We start from the raw sequence: 17,324 nt of genomic DNA, 5'->3' as shown, positions 1-17,324 counted from the left end.
TCTCAACAACGCCCGACGCTCAAGCGTCGGGCGTTGTTGTATCTGCGCGGCTGCAATGCGTCGGCGTCGGCCATCTGCCTCAACTGCCCTTGTAGAGACTCTGTATGCCGGTTTGCGCAGCGTCGCCATGTGACGCAGGCGGCGAGACCGCCTTCGTCCCGCTAGCGGGCTGCGGCAAGGCACGCATCTTCTGGCCCGGCGGCGGTGCGGCCGGACGCTGGCGGATCTGCGCGAACAACTGATCGCACGGCAGCGGCTTGTTGTTGCTCGGCGCGACGAGCGGCAAGAGTGCCATAAACGGGTTGATGAGCCCGAGCCCCACCATGGCGCCGCCGCGCAGCGCGAGCGCCGCGGCATCCACGCCCACGTGCGGATTCTGGAACGTGCCCTTCACGTAGAGCGGCGAGCGCAACGAGAACACCCGAAAACCCTTGGTGTGCGGATGCACCTTCATGTCCATCGATTCGTTGCGCAGATCGATGGGGCCGTCGATGTTGATCACCGCATCGTCGGTGTCCAGCGCGAACACGCGCGGATCGAGCACGCCGTTGGTCGCCACGAAATCGGCGGCCGCGCAATTGATGTTCACGTCGCGGCTCCCGAACAGCTTTTCGTAGACCACATTCGCCACGTTCAGGCCCGCCGCTTCCATCAGCAGGCGGCTGATGGTGCCCTGCGTGACCAGCGCCTTCACCTCGCCGTTGGAGGTAGCCGCGAGGGCCGCCGGCGAATTTCCGGTCGCGGAAAGCGAAGCGTCGCCGTTGATCTCGCCAAGCGCCGATTGCATCGACTTGAATTTCGGGAACAGCTCCTTGAGCTTCAGGTGGCGCGCGGTGATGGTGCCGCGCGCCTTGAGCGGTTCGCCGCTGCCATCGAGCGAGAGCCGCGTGGCGAACCGGCCACCCGCTACGCCGAATTGCAGCGGCTCGAACTCGAGCACGCCGTCAGTCAGGATCACGTGCGTGTAGAGGTCCTGGAGCGGCAGGCTGCCCTGCTTGACGATGCGCTTGCCGGTGAACTTCACGTCGGCGTCGATGGACGTCCAGCGGTCGGTCTTGAACGGCTCGACGGGGATCACCCGGCCGGCAGGCTGCCTGGCCGTGTCGCCGCGCTTCGCTTTGCTCGCCTTGCTGTCGGCGCCGATGATCGGCGCCAGATCCGAGAACTGCAGCAGGTTCGACACGAGCTCGCCGGACAGCAGCGGGCGCGGCTGGCGCTGCGTGTACACGAACGTGCCGTTCAGGTCGCTGCCGCCCACACGGCCCGTGAAATTCTCGTAGCGGAACACGCTTGCACCGCGATGGAACTGGCCGACGAAACGCCCTTCGGTTGCGTAAGGCGGCGTTTCGGGCAGCGTCACGCCGGTCAGCCTGTATAGATGCGCCATGCTCCGGCCTTGCAGCCACAGGCGCAGATCGACAGCGGCGAGATGCATGGGGTCGGTCAGCGTGCCGACCAGTGCGATATGCATGTCGCCGGCGTGCACGTCGGCCTGGAGCGGGAACGGCCGCTTTGCGTCTTGCAGCGCCAGCACGCCGCCGAACTTGCCGGCGCCCGAAAGCGGCGTCTTGTTGTAGGTGCCCTTGACGGTCCAGCCGATCACGTAGAACGGCTCGTTCGGCTTGCGTGCCGCAGGTGCGCTTGCAGCGTTTGCAGCGTTTGCAGCGCTGGAGGCACTCGAGGTACTCGAAGCACTCGAAGCACTGGAGGCACCAGCTGCACTAGCGGCGCTCGCAGCAGATGCAGCGCTTGCGGCGGCCGCCTCGGAGGCCTGAGCCTTCTCCGCCTGCTGCGCGAGGCGGTTCGCGCCGGCGCGTCCGATCATCTCGGCGGAACCCTGGCGCGACGCGGCCTCCTGCTGCGCCATCACCTCGCCAATCGGAATCCCCTTGCCGAGCAGATTCACGGCGATCTTCACATCGGTTTTCGTCTGCTGGTCGCTCACCGCGATATTGCCGCTAGAGAACGTGATGTCGTGCAGATCGAGCTTCCATGTGGAAGGCCCGCCCGACGACGCCAGCTTGAAGGTCCAGTTGTTGCGCCCATCGGCGAGGCGTTCGATATCGACGGCCGGATTCTCGAGGTGAATCGCCGGAATCACGATGTCGTGCGCGAGCAGCGGCAGCACGGCCACATCGAAATCGATCGAATCGAGCGTGGCAAAGTGCGGCGTCCGGGTCCAGTCGGGGTTCGCCACTTCGATTTGCGAGGCCGAGAAGCGCGGCCAGGGCACCCAGGCGCGCCAGCCCGTTTCGTTCGGCGGCCGGCGCCAGCCCACCTTGAGGTCGCCGACGATGGCGAAGGGCCGCCCGATAGCTTGCGTCACCTTGTCGTTGACAAAGGGTCTGGCGCGATTCCAGTCGAAGGTGTAAATGAAGACGCCCAGCCCGGCGACGAGCACCACGACACCGGCCGCGAGCCATGCGAAGATCTTGGCGAGCGTGCGGCCCAAGCCGCGGGGTTGCCGTGACGTCATGCGTACTCCATGTTATGCGTTGTTGTTTCGCCAACGATGGCGCAGCAGCCTGCGTGCCCGGTGGCTGCTATTTGTCTGTAATTCTCCGATGACTCATCACAACGATTCGAGCCGGGCCGGCGTTGACCCGAAGTCGAGCGCGCCGCTCATCGAAGCAAGACGCATCACGCGCCGCGATGCCCAGCGGGGCCAGGTCTTGCTACAGCCCACCGATTTTGCGCTTCATGCGAATCAACGCGTCGTGCTCACGGGACCGTCCGGATCGGGCAAAAGTGTATTCCTGCGTGCGCTCGCGCTGCTCGATCCGCTCGACGGCGGCACCCTGCACTGGCATGGCCAACCGATCGCGTCCGCACAGATTCCGCGCTACCGGCGTCACATTGCCTACGTGCGGCAGCGGCCCGCGCTGATCGACGGCACGGTGGAGGACAATCTGCGCTATCCATTCTCGCTCGCGGTCTATCGCGATGCAGTCTTCGACGTCGCGCGCGCGCGTGCGCTCTTCGACGCGGCGGGCCGGGAGGCTGGTTTCCTCGCGCGCGAGACCGCGGAGCTATCCGGCGGCGAAGCGCAGATCGTGGCGCTCGTGCGCGTGCTGCAACTCGATACCGAGGCGCTGCTGCTCGATGAGCCCACCGCCTCGCTCGATCCTGAATCGGCGCGCGCGGTCGAGACGCTGATCGCGCACTGGTTCGAACACGAGCGCGCCGCACGCGCGACCGTGTGGGTCTCGCACGATCCTGCGCAGGCACAACGCGTGGGCACGCACCACATCACGATGCGCGCGGGCGTGCTCGACGAGGCCGCCGCCACGCACGCCACGCTGGGGGCCCTGCGATGAGCCCCGGCGTGCTGCAGAACCTCGGCATCGGCGACGTCGCCATCGCCGCGCTGCTGGTATTCGTCAACGGCGCCGTTTCGGTGCTGCTCAAGCTCGACCTCGAACGCAAGCTCGCATGGGCCGCCGTGCGCACCGTCGTGCAGTTGCTCGCCATCGGCTACGTGCTTGGCTGGGTGTTCGCGTTCAACCGCTGGTACGCGGTGCTGCCGCTCATGGCACTGATGACGCTCATCGCCGGCATCGCGGGCTCGCAGCGCGGCGCTCGCACCTATCTCGGCCAGCGCGTGGACAGCATCGTATCGATCTGGGTCAGCGCGTGGCTCGTGGCGGCTGTGGGACTTTTCGTGGTGATCCGGATTCGGCCGTGGTACGAGCCGCAATATGCGATACCGATCCTCGGCATGATTCTCGGCAATACGCTCACGGGCGTGTCGCTCGGCGTCGAGCGCATGATGCAGGAACTCACGGCGCGGCGCGACCGCGTGGAAAGCGCCCTCGCGCTCGGCGCCACGCGCTGGGAGGCGGCCCAGGCGAGCGCGCGCGAGGCCGTGCGCGCGGGCATGATCCCGACGCTCAACCAGATGGCTGTGGTGGGTGTGGTGAGCCTGCCCGGCATGATGACGGGCCAGGTGCTCGCGGGCCAATCGCCGCTGCAGGCGGTGCGCTATCAAATCGTGATCATGTTCCTGATCGCGGCATCGTCGGCGCTGGGCACCGTGGGCGCTGTCGTGCTCGCGTACCGGCGGCTTTTTTCGCCCGAGCATTGCTTCCTGGCCGCGCGACTCGTCGAGCGGCCGGCCCGCACGAAAGCGCGCGCGTGACGTCCCGGGCATGAAGCGCCTTGACGGGACGCGCGGCGCACGTGCCGTCAAGGGCCTCCAGCCGCTCGCCGCAACGCGCGCGAGTGCGTTTCCGCGCTACCGCAACGTGGGCCCGGTTCTGAACGCAGCCATCTAACGTTGCGCCGAAATGCTCAACTGCGTGCCGTCGCTGAGCGTGAGCGTTTTGGCGGTGCCGTTGGTCGGCATCGAAAAGTGCAGCACCTCGCTATGGGCGACCACTTCGGGACATTGCGCGCCGGCGGCCGACTTGCCCGTGCGCGGCGCCTGGGCCCGGAAGCTCACCTGAACGTTCGCCGTGCCGTCCGCCGCGACGATAGGCGCGAGACGCACCTGAGTCTGGCGCACCATCGCGCCGTTCGCGTCGAGCGGCAGCGAGGCGTAATCGGGACAACTCTGCGCCGCCGGCACCGCGCCGCCTGGCGGCGTGGTGCGCCACGTAAAGTCGTCGGTGTCGCCCGAACGCAGCGTGCGGGTCTCCTGTGAGTTGCCGTAGAGCTTCGACGCGACCTTGACCGTGTAACGAATCGGGCCATCGGGCGGCGTCTTCGACGTCACCTTGATCGGGGGCGAGGCCAGTGCCGGCAGCGCGATCGCGCAAGACAGGGCAACGGCAACACGAACGAGCGCCGCGCGAGTGCGGCTGGGACGGCTGGAGCTGCTGCAAGGCATGCGTCACCTCCTGGCGGGAGCTGCCGTGGCCGCGATCGACGCGGTGCGGGCAGCACGTGGCGGAACTTCTACTGTCAGTCTAGCGCGACGCGCGAAGCCTTGCGCCGGACGATGACGTCGGCGTGACCAGGTTTTATCCGGCTTGCCAGGCCGCGCATTTTATTAGCAATGCGCAACGTGCTGTCGTGATGCACGAAGACGAAGCGGGCCCCGTCGCACGACGCCTAAGCAGCGCCCTGCTCCAGCCACAGCGTGAGCTCGCTGCTAATCGACTGGCGCACCTGCGCGTAATTTGCCCATGGGTCCGAGCGGTTGACATGCGCCAGACGCGCATCGATAGTTGCGAGCGTCCATTGCGCGCCGCCCGTTGTATCGGCGAGTTCGTCCCACGCGATCGGCACCGAGACGCCCATGCCCGGCCGCGCTCGCACGCCATAGGCAACCGCCGTGCTGGCGCCGCGCACGTTACGCAGATAGTCGACGAAGATTTTTTTCTTGCGATGCTCGGGGCCCATGGTCGCCGTGAACTGCGTGGGCCAGCCCGAGGCAAGCCGCTGCGCCACGGCGCGCGCGAACGCCTTCGCGTCGTCCCAGCCCGCGCCGTGCATGAGCGGCACGACGATGTGCAGCCCCTTGCCCCCGCTCGTCTTGCAAAACGCTTCAAGACCGAGATCGGCGAGCATCGCGCGCGTGAGCTGCGCGGCCTCGATCATGCGGTCCCAGTCGAGCACCGGATCGGGATCGAGGTCGAGCACGATGCGATCGGGCGCTTCGATATCGGCGGTGACGGCATTCCATGTATGCAGCTCGATTGCGTCCATCTGCGCTACGTGCACAAGCGCTTCGAGCGAATCGATGGTGAGCACCGGCGGATGGCCGGGATCGAGGCCTTCGTGTTGCGTGACCTCGGGAATCGGCGCGCGCGCGCTGTGGCGCTGGAAGAAAAGCTCGCCGTCGAGACCTTGCGGCACACGCACGAGCGAAACTGGACGATCGCGCAAATGCGGCAGCAGCCAGGGGGCGGCGCGCGCGTAATAGCGCACGAGGTCGAGCTTGCGTGTGCCGCTGTCGACATCGATGACGCGGCGCGCGCTGGTGATGCGTATGCCTGCGACTTCGCCGATGGTCCCATGACGGCCCGAAGAGATTCGAGGAGATCTAGGCGCACGAGGCATGGAGGCACGCGGCGCGCGCTGGGTAGACACGTTGGGCGCGCTGGGCGCGGTTTGCGCTGCGGTGTCCGCAGCGTCGGCCCGCGCGCCGGTCGGCGTTCGAGCGGCGCCCGTCTGGGCATGGTGAGCGTCCTGCATACCGGTTCCCCTTACGCCCTGCAGGGCGCGTGCGACGCATCGCGCGAGACGAGCCGCTCATCACGATACGCACGGTTGACGGCATGCGGCGACCGTCCCCCGGCAGGCGCCGCACGAGCTTTCATTGTGCCTAAAAAGACGGCTTTCGTCTCTGTAAGCTGCGGAGCGGGCCGCGCGCCGGCATCGAAACGGTACAATTCGCCTTTCGCCGCCGTGCATTGGCCGGATCGACCGTCCTTGCACGCTTTTATCGATACCCGTTCGATCCTCCGCCGTTTCCGGGGCGCCATCCCGGAATCCCGGCACTGTTCACGTCATGAATCTCGTCATCCAGAGCCCCGCTCCGCTGCAAGCCGTCCACCACAAGCCACTGCTCGCGCTCGCGCGCGGCAGCCGCCTCGTGCCGATCGACGCGCACGCGATCCGTATCGAAGACGCCGCGCCGGCACAGCACGCGGACCTCGACGTCTATTGCGGGACGCATCAACTCGATTTCGCGTTCATCGAGTCGGACCGCACGCTTGCCGGCTTCGGGCTCGTCGCCATGGACATGGACTCGACGCTCATCACGATCGAATGCATCGACGAAATCGCCGACTTCTGCGGCCTGAAAGCCGAAGTCGCGGCAATCACCGAAGCGGCGATGCGCGGCGAGATCAAGGACTTCAACGAAAGCCTCACGCGCCGCGTCGCGCTGCTCAAGGGGCTCGCCGCGAGCGCGCTGGAGCGCGTCTATGAGGAACGCCTGCAGCTTTCGCCCGGCGCCGAAAAAATGCTCGCCGGCGCGAAAGCCGCGGGCCTGAAAACGCTGCTGGTTTCGGGCGGCTTCACGTTCTTCACCGAGCGGCTGAAGGCGCGACTCGGCCTCGACTTCACGCGAGCGAACACGCTCGAAATCGTCGACGGCAAACTCACCGGCCGCGTCGTGGGCGAGATCGTCAATGCGGAGGTGAAGGCGCGCACGCTGGTCGAAACCTGTGCGCAGATCGGCATCGAGCCGCGCCGCGCGATTGCCATGGGCGACGGCTCGAACGATCTGAAGATGATGGCCGAGGCGGGGCTTTCGGTGGCGTTCCGCGCGAAGCCCGTGGTGCGCGAAGCGGCTAGCGTCGCGTTCAATTTCGTCGGGCTCGACGGCTTGCTGCGGCTCTTCTGAAGCGCGTCGAACGTGCCGCGCATGCGGCACGCGCGCTGCTGAAATGACAACGGCCGCGCCTGTACCGGGATAGCGAACCCCGGCGACAAGCGCGGCCGTTTTGTTATGGCGTCAGTCTTGCGGGCCGCGCGCCGATGCGCCGCCTTCGAGCGTCGCGAGCGCACGCTCGAGGTCGGCGCGCAGGTCGGCTTCATCCTCGAGGCCAATGTAGAAGCGCACCAGCGTGCCGCGATGCGGCCAGTTCGCCTCCGTGCGCATCGACGCGATGTCGTAGGGCATCGCGAGACTATGCGCGCCGCCCCAGCTCCAGCCAAGCGAGAAGAGCTCGAGCGATTCGCAGAACGTGTCGATCTGGGCAGGGCTGTATTGCCCGTCGAACACCACCGAGAACAGACCGCCCGCCCCCGTGAAATCGCGCTTGTAGAACTCGTGGCCCGGACAATCGGCGAATGCGGGATGCAGCATCGCGGCGATCTCGGCGCGCGACTTCAGCCACGTCGCGAGCGCGAGCGCGGTGCGGTCGTGCGTCTCGAAGCGCGCCTTCATGCTCGGCAGGCCGCGCAGAACGAGCGAGCAGTCGTCCGACGAAACCCCGATGCCCAGCCGCATGCGCGCCGCCTTGAGCTTCAGATGCAGTTCCCGATCCCGCGTGATCGTTGCGCCCATCAGGACGTCGCTGCCGCCCGACTGATACTTCGTGAGCGCCTGCACCGAGATGTCGATGCCGTGCTCGAACGGCTTGAACGCGAGGCCCGCCGACCACGTGTTGTCGATCGCCGTGACGACGTTGCGCGCGCGCGCAGCTGCAGTGATCGCACGCACGTCGGGTACTTCCATCGTCACCGAGCCGGGCGCTTCGAGCCAGATCAACTTCGTCTCGGGGCGGATCAGCTCAGCGATGCCAGAGCCGATCATCGGATCGTAGTAGCGCGCCGTCAGCCCGAAATCGCGTGCAAGCCAGTCGCCGTGGTCGCGGTTCGGCGAATAGACGTTGTCAGGAATCAGCACGTCGTCGCCAGCCTTCAGGAGCCCGAAGTACACGTTCGAGATGGCCGAGAGACCGGACGGCTGCAACAGCGCATGCTCGCCGCCCTCGATGGTGGCAAGACGCTGCGTGAGCATCGAAGACGTGGGCGTCGCATGCAGGCCGTAGCGCCACTGCGCGTCGTTGCGCCAGTCGAGCGCGCGCACCGACTTGAGGTCGGGGAACACGACCGTCGACGCTCGCGTGACGGGCGCGGCAAACGATTCGAAGCCGGGCGTGATGTCTTCTTCGGGGCGAACGACGCGCGTTTGCAGCGCGCGGCTGGATTCGGATTTCTTCATGTCGGATGGCAATCGGTAAATGCGCTGGGGGTTAGATGGCGCGGGGCTCCCCAGGACGAGGCCGACAACGAAACGGGAGCCGCGACGCGCGCCGCATGCAGAAGATTAACACCTGCGCTAGCCAGGCTCGCCGCAACGGTCCAATACCTGCGCTTTCGTGCGGGGCGCACCATGCGGCGCGCGCGTTATCGTAAGCAATGGCGCGTTAGTCGCCCGTCACGAGATTGCCGACCCCGTTCACGGCCTGGCCGCCTTTCGCGGCGGGATGGGCCGCCGCGTGCGCCGCTGCCCCTGCGGCAAGCGGTTTCAAGTCGAACGGCTGCGGGTTCGAGTCGTCGATTTCCATGCGGTCGCCCGAGATCGAGCCATCGTCCGCGAACGTGCCGACCCAATTGCCCGTGATACGCGAACCGTCGTCCGACTCTTCCGCTTCGAGCGTGGTGCCGGTGCGATCGCCGGCAATCAGAACGACCTCGCCTGTGTCGGTGAACTGATATTCGCCATGCACGCCGGTCTTGTCGTCCGGGTCGTCGGTCTTTGCGCCGAGCCGCATCACGATCGGACGCTTGCCGAGCGTGCCCACGTATTGCGGAAGCCCGGCGAACTCCGGGCTCGGTTTGAGCGGCGCATGCGCGGATTCCGGCGCGGCAGAGGCGTTCGCCGCATCGCTCGATGCACTGCTGCCCGCGGCGCAGGCTACGAGCGGCAACGCAAGCGCTGCTGCCGCGAAGCACGCGAAGCCATACTGCCGCACGAGATTCGATATGCTCGTGACCTTCGAGGCCGACCTTTCCATCAAGCCCCGTCCTTGGCGGCGAGCATGCGCTCGACATCCTCGCGGCGCGGAATGGGCGCGACCGCGCCATAACCCAGCGTCGAAAGCGCCGCTGCAGCGTTTGCGTATTGCGCCGCCGCGAACGGATCGTCTCCGGCCACGATCCGGGCGATGAACGCGCCGCCAAAGCAGTCGCCGGCACCTGTTGCATCGACAGCCGCTACGACGCGGCCCGGCACGAGACGGCGCTCGTGCGGCGTTGCCACATAGGAACCTTCCTTCCCGAGCTTCAGCGCGACGACACGCGAACCGAGCGAGAGCAGACGGTCGACAATCGCATCGCGATCGTCCAGGCCGGTCAGCGCCGCGACATCGTCCCAACTGGGCAGGCAGATATCGGTGACACGCAGCACCTCGGTCATGACCGCGCGGGCACGCGCGAGCGGCCAGAGTTTCAGGCGCAGGTTCGTATCGAAGCTCACCTGCACGCCGTTCGCCCGTGCATGGTCGATCGCCGCGAACGCCGCGTCGCAGGCTGTGGCGCCGATCGCCACACTGATGCCCGACAGGTGCAGCACGCGCGCGGCGGCCAGGGCGTCGAGCGGCAGATCGCGCGGCGCATAGCGGCTGGCCGCCGAACCCTTGCGCAGGTAATCGAAGGCATGGCCGTCGGGGCCATGCGAGACGAAGTACACGCCGGTCGGCGCGCTGGCGTCGACCCGCACCATCGAGGTGTCCACACCCTCGCTCGCCCACAGGTCGAGCAGCAAACGCCCGAACTGATCCTCGCCCACCGCCGAAACGAATCCCGTGCGCACGCCCTGGCGCGCCGCCGCGATGGCGAAGTTCGAGGTATCGCCGCCGAAGCCCTGCAGATACTGGGTCTTGCCCTTCTCGGCCTGATTGAATTCGATCATGGCCTCGCCATAGGCGAGGACTTCTGGCGCCAGGCGTGACATGCCGATCAGACCTCGCCCCAGAGATCGTGCCCGTCGGCGCCGGTGATCTTCACCGAAACGAAGTCGCCGACCTTGTAGCGCTTCGAAGCCTTGGTCGCGGGCGCGACATAGACCACGCCGTCGATCTCGGGCGCGTCCGCCGCCGTGCGGCCGATGCCGCCGTCGGCGTTGATCTCGTCGATGAGCACCTTGAGCGTCTTGCCGACCTTGCGCTGGATGCGCCTGGCCGAGACTTCCTCGGCCACTTCCATGAATCGCGCGCGGCGCGCCTCGCGCACTTCGTCGGGCAGCGCGCCATCAAGTTCGTTGGCGCTCGCGCCCTCGACCGGCGAGTAGGCGAAGCAGCCCACGCGGTCGAGTTCGGCTTCGCGGATGAAGTCGAGCAGCGTCTCGAACTGCTCTTCGGTCTCACCGGGGAAGCCCGCGATGAAGGTGCTGCGAATCGTGAGGTCCGGGCACATTTCGCGCCACGCCTTGACGCGCTCCATCACCTTCTCCGCGTTCGCGGGGCGCTTCATGCGCTTGAGCACCTCGGGATGCGCGTGCTGGAACGGCACGTCGAGGTACGGCAGCACGTGCCCCTTGAACGGACCTTCCGCCATGAGCGGAATGACCTCATCCACGCTCGGATACGGGTACACGTAGTGCAGCCGCACCCACGCGCCGTACTGCGCGGCCAACTCGCCGAGCGCGGCGACCAGGTCGGTCATGCGTGTCTTGATGGGCTTGCCGTTCCAGAAGCCGGTGCGATATTTCACATCGACGCCGTAGGCGCTCGTGTCCTGCGAAATGACGAGCAACTCCTTCACGCCCGACTTGAAGAGGTTCTCCGCCTCGAGCATGACTTCCGCGACCGGACGCGAGACGAGGTCGCCGCGCATCGACGGGATGATGCAGAAGGTGCAGCGGTGATTGCAGCCTTCGGAAATCTTGAGATACGCGTAGTGACGCGGCGTGAGCTTCACGCCCGCCGGCGGCACGAGATCGACGAACGGATCGTGCGGCTTGGGCAGATGGCTGTGAACCGCCTGCATGACTTCGCCTACGGCGTGCGGGCCGGTCACGGCCAGCACCTTGGGGTGCACTTCCTCGATAAGATTCGAGCCGCTCGCGCTGGCCTTCGCGCCCAGACACCCGGTGACGATCACCTTGCCGTTCTCGTTGAGCGCCTCGCCAATGGCGTCGAGGCTCTCCTGCACGGCTTCGTCGATAAACCCGCAGGTGTTGACCACGACCAGATCGGCACCGTCATAGGAACCCGAGATTTCGTAACCCTCGGCGCGCAGTTGGGTGAGGATCTGCTCCGAGTCGACGAGCGCTTTGGGGCAGCCGAGGGATACCATCCCTACGCGCGGTGCAGGATTGCGGGAGGTCGTTGATTCAACAGGGTTTTTCACGTGTACGTCCGGATGTGGGGCGCTCGGCGGAGAATGCGCCGCGCGAAATCAAGCCAATCCGCCATTTTACCCGTTTGGCGTATCGAGCGGCGCGCGCTGCCTGGCCTGCATCGAGTGGAGTCAGGGTCAGATGGAAGATGGGCGGCGATCAATCCGGGAACAGGGGCGGCGCTAGCCAACCGGCGCCGCGCAAACATTGTTGCGCGTCGCCGAGCGCCATCCGGAAGCACTGCGCGACCTGAGAAGCGCCTGAGCTTACTTCTTCTCGTTTTCGCCGCTGCCGCCCTCGTTGGTGCCTTGCGCGGGCGAGCCAGGCGCGACGGGCTTGAACGGAAAGCTGCTGAACATGTTCTTGGCCTGGTTCTGCATTTGCTCCTGCATCTGCACGAACATGTTCTTCGATTGCTCGATGTAGCTGGTCATCATGCCCTGCATCATCGGCGCCTGCATATTCATGAACTGCGACCAGACCTCAGGATTCATCGCGTTGCCTTCATAGAGGCTCTTCGACTGATCGGCGAGTTTGTTCTGGATGTCGATGAACGCCTGGATGTTCTTCTCCAGGTAGGTGCCCATCATGCCCTGCATCGCATGTCCGTAGAAACGGATGATCTGCGAGAGCATCGACGACGAGAACATCGGCAAGCCGCCGCTCTCCTCTTCCAGAATGATTTGCAGCAGGATGCTGCGGGTGAGGTCTTCGTTGCTCTTCGCATCGATGACCTTGAACTCCTCCTGATCGAGCACGAGTTGCTTCACATCGGTCAACGTGATGTAGGTGCTCGTCTCCGTGTCGTACAGCCGACGGTTCGGATATTTTTTGATCAGCCGTTCGGCGGTCTTCTTTGTAGTCGTCATGTGTCGCCCTTGTAAGCGCCAACGCGCGACGGCAGATACCATCGCGCGCTGCGCTGTCTTCCAGCCCGGTAGCGGAGCCTGCCCCGGCGTGCAAACAGGCCCGCCACCGCCGTCGATCCCTGCGATACCGCGCGCCCCTGTCACGCACGCGGCGTCGCGCGGGATCAGCCCATGTGCAACCCGCCGTTCAGCGAGAAGTCAGCACCGGTTGAGAAGCCCGACTCATCCGAGGCGAGCCATGCGACGATCGAGGCGATTTCCTCGGGAGCACCGAGGCGGCGCACCGGGATGGTCGCGACGATCTTTTCCAGCACGTCGGGACGAATCGACTTCACCATGTCCGTGCCGATATAGCCGGGCGAAACAGTGTTGACCGTCACGCCCTTGGTGGCCACTTCCTGCGCGAGCGACATCGTGAAGCCGTGAATCCCGGCCTTGGCCGTCGAATAGTTCGTTTGCCCGAACTGGCCCTTCTGGCCGTTCACCGACGAGATATTGATGATGCGGCCCCATCCGCGCTCGACCATGCCGTCGATCACCTGCTTCGTGACATTGAAGAGGCTCGTCAGATTAGTGTCGATCACGGCGGTCCAGTCTTCGCGCGTCATCTTGCGAAACACCACGTCCCGCGTGATGCCGGCGTTGTTGACGAGCACGTCGACCTCACCCACTTCGGCTTTGACCTTGTCGAACGCCTGCTTCGTCGAATCCCAGTCGCCAACGTTGCCTTCCGAGGCGACGAAGTCGAAGCCCAGCGCTTTCTGGTCTTCGAGCCATTTGGTACGGCGAGGCGAATTCGGTCCGCAACCCGCGACTACCTTGAAGCCCTGCTTCGCGAGGCGCTGGCAGATTCCCGTTCCGATGCCGCCCATCCCGCCCGTGACATACGCAATACGCTGTGACATAAACCACACTCCATTATCGTTTTCCGGAGCGCCGACCGACGGCCCCGGCCTCGCGTCCAATCCGTTGCTGCCGCGACCCGGTTGCGCTCAATCGTGTTCAATCGAGCTCAATCGTGTTCAAGCGCGCTCGAGCGCAAGCGCCACGCCCATGCCACCGCCGATGCACAGCGAGGCCAGACCGCGCTTTGCATCACGGCGCTGCATCTCATGCAGCAGCGTCACCAGAATCCGGCAGCCCGATGCGCCGATCGGGTGACCAATCGCAATCGCGCCACCGTTCACGTTGATCTTCGACGTGTCCCAGCCCATCTGCTTGTTCACGGCCAGCGCCTGCGCCGCGAACGCCTCGTTGATCTCCATGAGATCGAGGTCGCTAGCCGACCAGCCCGCGCGCTCCAGCGCTCGCTTCGATGCCGGCACCGGGCCCATGCCCATCACCTTCGGATCCACGCCGCCCGCCGCATACGCCTTGATGCGCGCAAGCGGCGTGAGGCCCAGCGCCTCGGCCTTCTTCGCTGACATCACCACCACCGCCGCCGCGCCGTCGTTCAGCCCCGACGCGTTGGCCGCCGTCACCGTGCCTTCCTTCGAGAACGCCGGCTTCAGGCCCGCGAGCGACTCCGCCGTCACGCCATGGCGCACGAATTCGTCGGTCTTGAACACCAGCGGATCGCCCTTGCGCTGCGGAATTTCCACCGGCACGATTTCCGCGTCGAAGCGGCCCGCCTTCTGCGCGGCTTCCGCCTTGTTCTGCGACAGCGCCGCGAATGCGTCCTGCTCTTCGCGCGTGATGCCGTATTCCTTCGCCACGTTCTCCGCCGTCACGCCCATGTGGTACTGGTTGTAAACGTCCCACAGACCATCGACGATCATGGTGTCGACGAGCTTCGCGTCACCCATGCGGAAGCCGTCGCGCGAGCCCGGCAGCACGTGTGGCGCCGCGCTCATGTTCTCCTGGCCGCCGGCCACGACGATCTCCGAGTCGCCCGCGATAATCGCGTTGGCCGCGAGCATCACCGCCTTCAGGCCCGAGCCGCACACCTTGTTGATCGTCATGGCGGGCACCGCTGCGGGCAGCCCGGCCTTGAGCGACGCCTGGCGCGCAACGTTCTGGCCCGAACCCGCGGTCAGCACCTGACCCATGATCACGTCGCTCACCTGCTCGGGCTTCACGCCCGCGCGCTCCAGCGCCGCCTTGATGACCAGCGCGCCCAGATCGGGCGCGGCAATCTTTGCCAGCGAACCGCCGAATTTGCCCACCGCGGTACGCGCGGCCGAAACGATCACGATATCCGTCATTTTCAGTTCCTCCAGGCGGCGGGAAGTTGCGAAAGCCACCTGCCCGTCACGTTAAAAACCCTTCACAACGCCTCGCCACAACTTTCGCGGCGGGCGCTTCGAACCCATCCACTCCGCGCTTCGGCCGCCTCAGTCGCGCTGCTGCACGTAACGCCCGGGCGCGGGCTCAATCTCTGGAAACTCCGCCGAGCCGGGCTGCGCACGCGGCTTCACCTTCTTGCCGCCAAACTGGTCGAGCCACTCGATCCAGCTCGGCCACCAACTGCCGGGCTTTTCCTCGGCATTGGCAAACCACTCGTCGGCTTCGTCGGGCAGGTGCTTCGCGTCGGTTTCGACGCTCCAGTAGCTGCGCTTGTTTTTCGAAGCGGGATTGATCACACCGGCGATATGCCCTGACGCGCCCAGCACGAATTTGAGCGGCCCGGAAAGCAGCGGCACCGAAGCATAGGCGCTGCGCCACGGCACGATGTGATCCTCGCGCGAGCCGTAGATGAAGGTCGGCACATCGACGCGCGAGAGATCCACTTCCTCGCCGCACACGGTGAGCGCGCCAGGCTCGCGCAGCTTGTTCTCAAGATAGGTATTGCGCAGATACCACGCATACATCGGGCCTGGCAGGCTGGTCGAGTCGCTGTTCCAGTACAGCAGATCGAACGCGGCGGGCGTGCGGCCCTTCAAGTAATTGTCGACGACGTAGTTCCAGACCAGATCGTTCGGGCGCAGGAACGAGAACGTGTTCGCGAACTCGACACCGCGCATCAGCCCCGGCGTGCCGCCGTTCTTGCCGCCGATGGTTTGCTCGCGCATCTGCACGTGCGCCTCGTCGATGAACACGTCCAGTACGCCCGTATCGGAGAAGTCGAGCATCGTCGTGAGCAGCGTCATCGACGCCGCAGGATGCTCGCCGCGCGCCGCAGCGACGGCCAGCGCCGTGGCGAGCAGCGTGCCCCCCACGCAGAAGCCGAGCGTGTTGATCTGCTCGCGCCCGCTGATGCTGCGCGTCGTCTCGATGGCGGTCAGCACCCCCTCCTCGATGTAGTCGTCCCAGCCCTTATGGGCGATCGACGCGTCGCCGTTATGCCAGGAAACGAGGAACACCTGCTGACCCTGCTCCAGCGCATACGCCACGAGCGAATTCTCGGGTTGCAGATCGAGGATGTAGTACTTGTTGATGCACGGCGGCACGAGCAGCAGCGGCCGCTCGTGCACGGTCGCCGTGCGTGGCTTGTACTGGATGAGCTGGAACAGCGCGTTCTCGAACACCACCGAGCCTTCGGTGTTCGCGAGATTGCGGCCCACCACGAAGCGCGATTCGTCGGTTTGCGAAATCTTGCCGCGCGACATGTCGCCGAGCAGATTCATCACGCCCTGGCGCAGGCTCTCGCCATGGCTTTCGAGCAGCGCGTGCTGTGCCTCGGGGTTGAGCGCGAGGAAATTGCTGGGCGACGCGGCCGCCGTCCATTGCTGAACCGCGAAGCGGATGCGCTCACGCGTTTTTGCATCGGTGTCGATGGCGTCGACCATCTCATGCAGGTAACGCGCATTGAGCAGATACCACGCCGCCGTGAACGCATAGGCCGGCGTGGCCTTCCACGCGTCCGCGTTGAAGCGGCGGTCCTTGAGTTCCGGGGCCTTGGGCGAGGCGGCAGACGCCTCGCGCAGAAGTTCGAGCGCATCGCGCGAGTACTCGGCCTGCAGGTGCTGCAAACGCGAAGGCTCGATCGACGCCGATGGCAGCTTGAACGCCTCGAGCGCGCCCAAGGCGGAACGCATTGCGGCGGGATTCATTGCAGCGTTAAATGCCGCCTGAACGGGATTCGGTGCAGCATTCGCGGCGCCGTTGGCCATACCGGGCCAGAACGCGCCGGGTTGCCCCGCCGCCTGGCCCCAGTGCTGCATACCCGATTGCTGCGCAGCATCCATGGCACTGCGCCATGCCTGCGTCCATGCATCGAGCATCTGTTGCATGCCAGCGGCGTCCGGTGTGAATTTCGGAATGAAAGTCTGTGCACCGTCGGTTGAAGCGCCCGCACCCGGGGTTGTCGAGGAACGTTGAGATGCCGTCATGCCTGCTTTTGACCGATGTGTCCCGGAGGACTGGTTGAGAGGCAGGTGGTCCGCTAGCGGAGCACGGCTGCTAGTGTGCGCCCGGTCGCGTCCTGTCCCGTAGTTGAGGGACATTCTTGCTCCCCACTGCAAAGCGTGTCAATGCTTGTGCCCGATTTTGCCGCACTGCGATATTTTTTTTATTATCGTTTTCCCGATGTAAGCCATTCTTAAATTGGCTGACACAATGCGCCGCGCACGGCAGTGCAAAAAAAGCACCATGCGCGCAAGCGCTTGCAGTGCAATGCAGGAATCGCCAGACTAATTTGCATTGCATGGAATACGGCGCTTCTCGCCAACAATGCAGCGCAGCAAAATATGGCGAATCGAGATTTAAAACCGATGTTTGAAATGTTCAGCAGGAAGCCGCGCATTTGAAATCGCGAAGCGGCTCCTCACCGCACG

16 protein-coding genes and 1 pseudogene are annotated in these 17,324 nt (G+C 65.4%); 6 read left to right on the top strand and 11 right to left on the bottom strand.

What is annotated here, in order from left to right; translation table 11 throughout:
• Positions 1-79: 79 nt before the first annotated feature.
• Positions 80-2,476 carry an AsmA family protein gene (locus PWP93_RS05375; RefSeq protein ID WP_421043735.1) on the bottom strand — a complete coding sequence of 799 codons (2,397 nt, stop codon included), beginning with the start codon at positions 2,474-2,476 and terminating at the stop codon, positions 80-82.
• An 88-nt stretch (positions 2,477-2,564) separates the two neighbouring features.
• Here PWP93_RS05375 and PWP93_RS05370 point away from each other — a divergent pair, with 88 nt between their 5' ends.
• From PWP93_RS05370 to PWP93_RS05360, 3 genes are read left to right on the top strand one after another with little or no spacing between them, the layout of a single operon-like run.
• The gene (locus PWP93_RS05370) at positions 2,565-3,317 is read left to right on the top strand and encodes an ABC transporter ATP-binding protein (RefSeq protein WP_421043734.1); all 753 of its coding nucleotides are present in this window, start codon (positions 2,565-2,567) and stop codon (positions 3,315-3,317) included.
• Entirely contained in the window at positions 3,314-4,138 is an 825-nt protein-coding gene (locus PWP93_RS05365) for an ABC transporter permease (protein WP_421043733.1), read from the top strand. Before PWP93_RS05370 ends, PWP93_RS05365 begins: the two co-directional genes overlap by 4 nt.
• Positions 4,139-4,148: 10 nt before the next feature.
• On the top strand, positions 4,149-4,274 hold the full coding sequence (locus PWP93_RS05360; RefSeq protein WP_421043732.1) for a hypothetical protein: 126 nt from the start codon (positions 4,149-4,151) through the stop codon (positions 4,272-4,274).
• On the opposite strand, the gene PWP93_RS05355 is transcribed toward PWP93_RS05360, so the two are convergent.
• Both PWP93_RS05355 and ligD read right to left on the bottom strand, forming a co-directional pair.
• Positions 4,271-4,828: a DUF6013 family protein gene (locus PWP93_RS05355; RefSeq protein ID WP_421024042.1), complete on the bottom strand. Its 558-nt coding sequence runs from the start codon at positions 4,826-4,828 to the stop codon at positions 4,271-4,273. The two genes, PWP93_RS05360 and PWP93_RS05355, sit on opposite strands and share 4 nt — an antisense overlap.
• A 224-nt stretch (positions 4,829-5,052) precedes the next feature.
• Positions 5,053-6,138, bottom strand: coding sequence for a non-homologous end-joining DNA ligase (gene ligD, locus PWP93_RS05350; protein ID WP_421043731.1), 1,086 nt, complete (start codon positions 6,136-6,138; stop codon positions 5,053-5,055).
• A 316-nt stretch (positions 6,139-6,454) separates the two neighbouring features.
• Between ligD and serB the strand changes: the two genes are divergently transcribed.
• The gene (gene serB / locus PWP93_RS05345; RefSeq protein ID WP_421043730.1) at positions 6,455-7,294 is read left to right on the top strand and encodes a phosphoserine phosphatase SerB; all 840 of its coding nucleotides are present in this window, start codon (positions 6,455-6,457) and stop codon (positions 7,292-7,294) included.
• Positions 7,295-7,405: 111 nt separating this feature from the next.
• Here serB and PWP93_RS05340 read toward each other — a convergent pair whose 3' ends face one another.
• The 4 genes from PWP93_RS05340 to rimO all read right to left on the bottom strand — a co-directional run bounded on the left by PWP93_RS05340 (position 7,406) and on the right by rimO (position 11,697).
• Complete coding sequence (locus PWP93_RS05340; RefSeq protein WP_421043729.1) at positions 7,406-8,620, bottom strand: cystathionine beta-lyase; 1,215 nt, start codon at positions 8,618-8,620, stop codon at positions 7,406-7,408.
• A 205-nt stretch (positions 8,621-8,825) separates the two neighbouring features.
• Entirely contained in the window at positions 8,826-9,416 is a 591-nt protein-coding gene (locus PWP93_RS05335; RefSeq protein ID WP_421043728.1) for a hypothetical protein, read from the bottom strand.
• Entirely contained in the window at positions 9,416-10,354 is a 939-nt protein-coding gene (locus PWP93_RS05330; protein WP_421043727.1) for a sugar kinase, read from the bottom strand. Before PWP93_RS05330 ends, PWP93_RS05335 begins: the two co-directional genes overlap by 1 nt.
• Positions 10,355-10,359: 5 nt before the next feature.
• Positions 10,360-11,697 carry a 30S ribosomal protein S12 methylthiotransferase RimO gene (gene rimO / locus PWP93_RS05325; protein WP_421043726.1) on the bottom strand — a complete coding sequence of 446 codons (1,338 nt, stop codon included), beginning with the start codon at positions 11,695-11,697 and terminating at the stop codon, positions 10,360-10,362.
• 211 nt (positions 11,698-11,908) lie between these two features.
• Between rimO and PWP93_RS05320 the strand changes: the two are divergent.
• Positions 11,909-12,004, top strand: a pseudogene (locus PWP93_RS05320) (transcriptional regulator); the annotation flags it as partial.
• Between the two features lie 2 nt (positions 12,005-12,006).
• Here the strand turns inward: PWP93_RS05320 and phaR are convergent.
• The 4 genes from phaR to phaC all read right to left on the bottom strand — a co-directional run bounded on the left by phaR (position 12,007) and on the right by phaC (position 16,880).
• Positions 12,007-12,609 (bottom strand): polyhydroxyalkanoate synthesis repressor PhaR, encoded by a 603-nt coding sequence (gene phaR / locus PWP93_RS05315; RefSeq protein WP_421024049.1) that lies wholly within the window; start codon positions 12,607-12,609, stop codon positions 12,007-12,009.
• Between the two features lie 164 nt (positions 12,610-12,773).
• Positions 12,774-13,514: a 3-ketoacyl-ACP reductase gene (locus PWP93_RS05310; RefSeq protein WP_413185929.1), complete on the bottom strand. Its 741-nt coding sequence runs from the start codon at positions 13,512-13,514 to the stop codon at positions 12,774-12,776.
• 117 nt (positions 13,515-13,631) lie between these two features.
• A complete protein-coding gene (locus PWP93_RS05305) occupies positions 13,632-14,813 on the bottom strand; it encodes an acetyl-CoA C-acetyltransferase (RefSeq protein WP_421024050.1) in 1,182 nt (393 codons plus the stop codon).
• Between the two features lie 129 nt (positions 14,814-14,942).
• Positions 14,943-16,880: a class I poly(R)-hydroxyalkanoic acid synthase gene (phaC, locus tag PWP93_RS05300; RefSeq protein ID WP_421043725.1), complete on the bottom strand. Its 1,938-nt coding sequence runs from the start codon at positions 16,878-16,880 to the stop codon at positions 14,943-14,945.
• 243 nt (positions 16,881-17,123) lie between these two features.
• Here phaC and PWP93_RS05295 point away from each other — a divergent pair, with 243 nt between their 5' ends.
• Positions 17,124-17,297, top strand: a complete 174-nt coding sequence (locus PWP93_RS05295) for a hypothetical protein (RefSeq protein ID WP_421043724.1) — start codon at positions 17,124-17,126, stop codon at positions 17,295-17,297.
• Positions 17,298-17,324 lie beyond the last annotated feature (27 nt).

Origin of the sequence: Paraburkholderia sp. A1RI-2L (assembly GCF_048957375.1) — a bacterium.
GTDB lineage: Bacteria > Pseudomonadota > Gammaproteobacteria > Burkholderiales > Burkholderiaceae > Paraburkholderia.
This window is presented reverse-complemented; position numbering and strand designations above follow the sequence as displayed.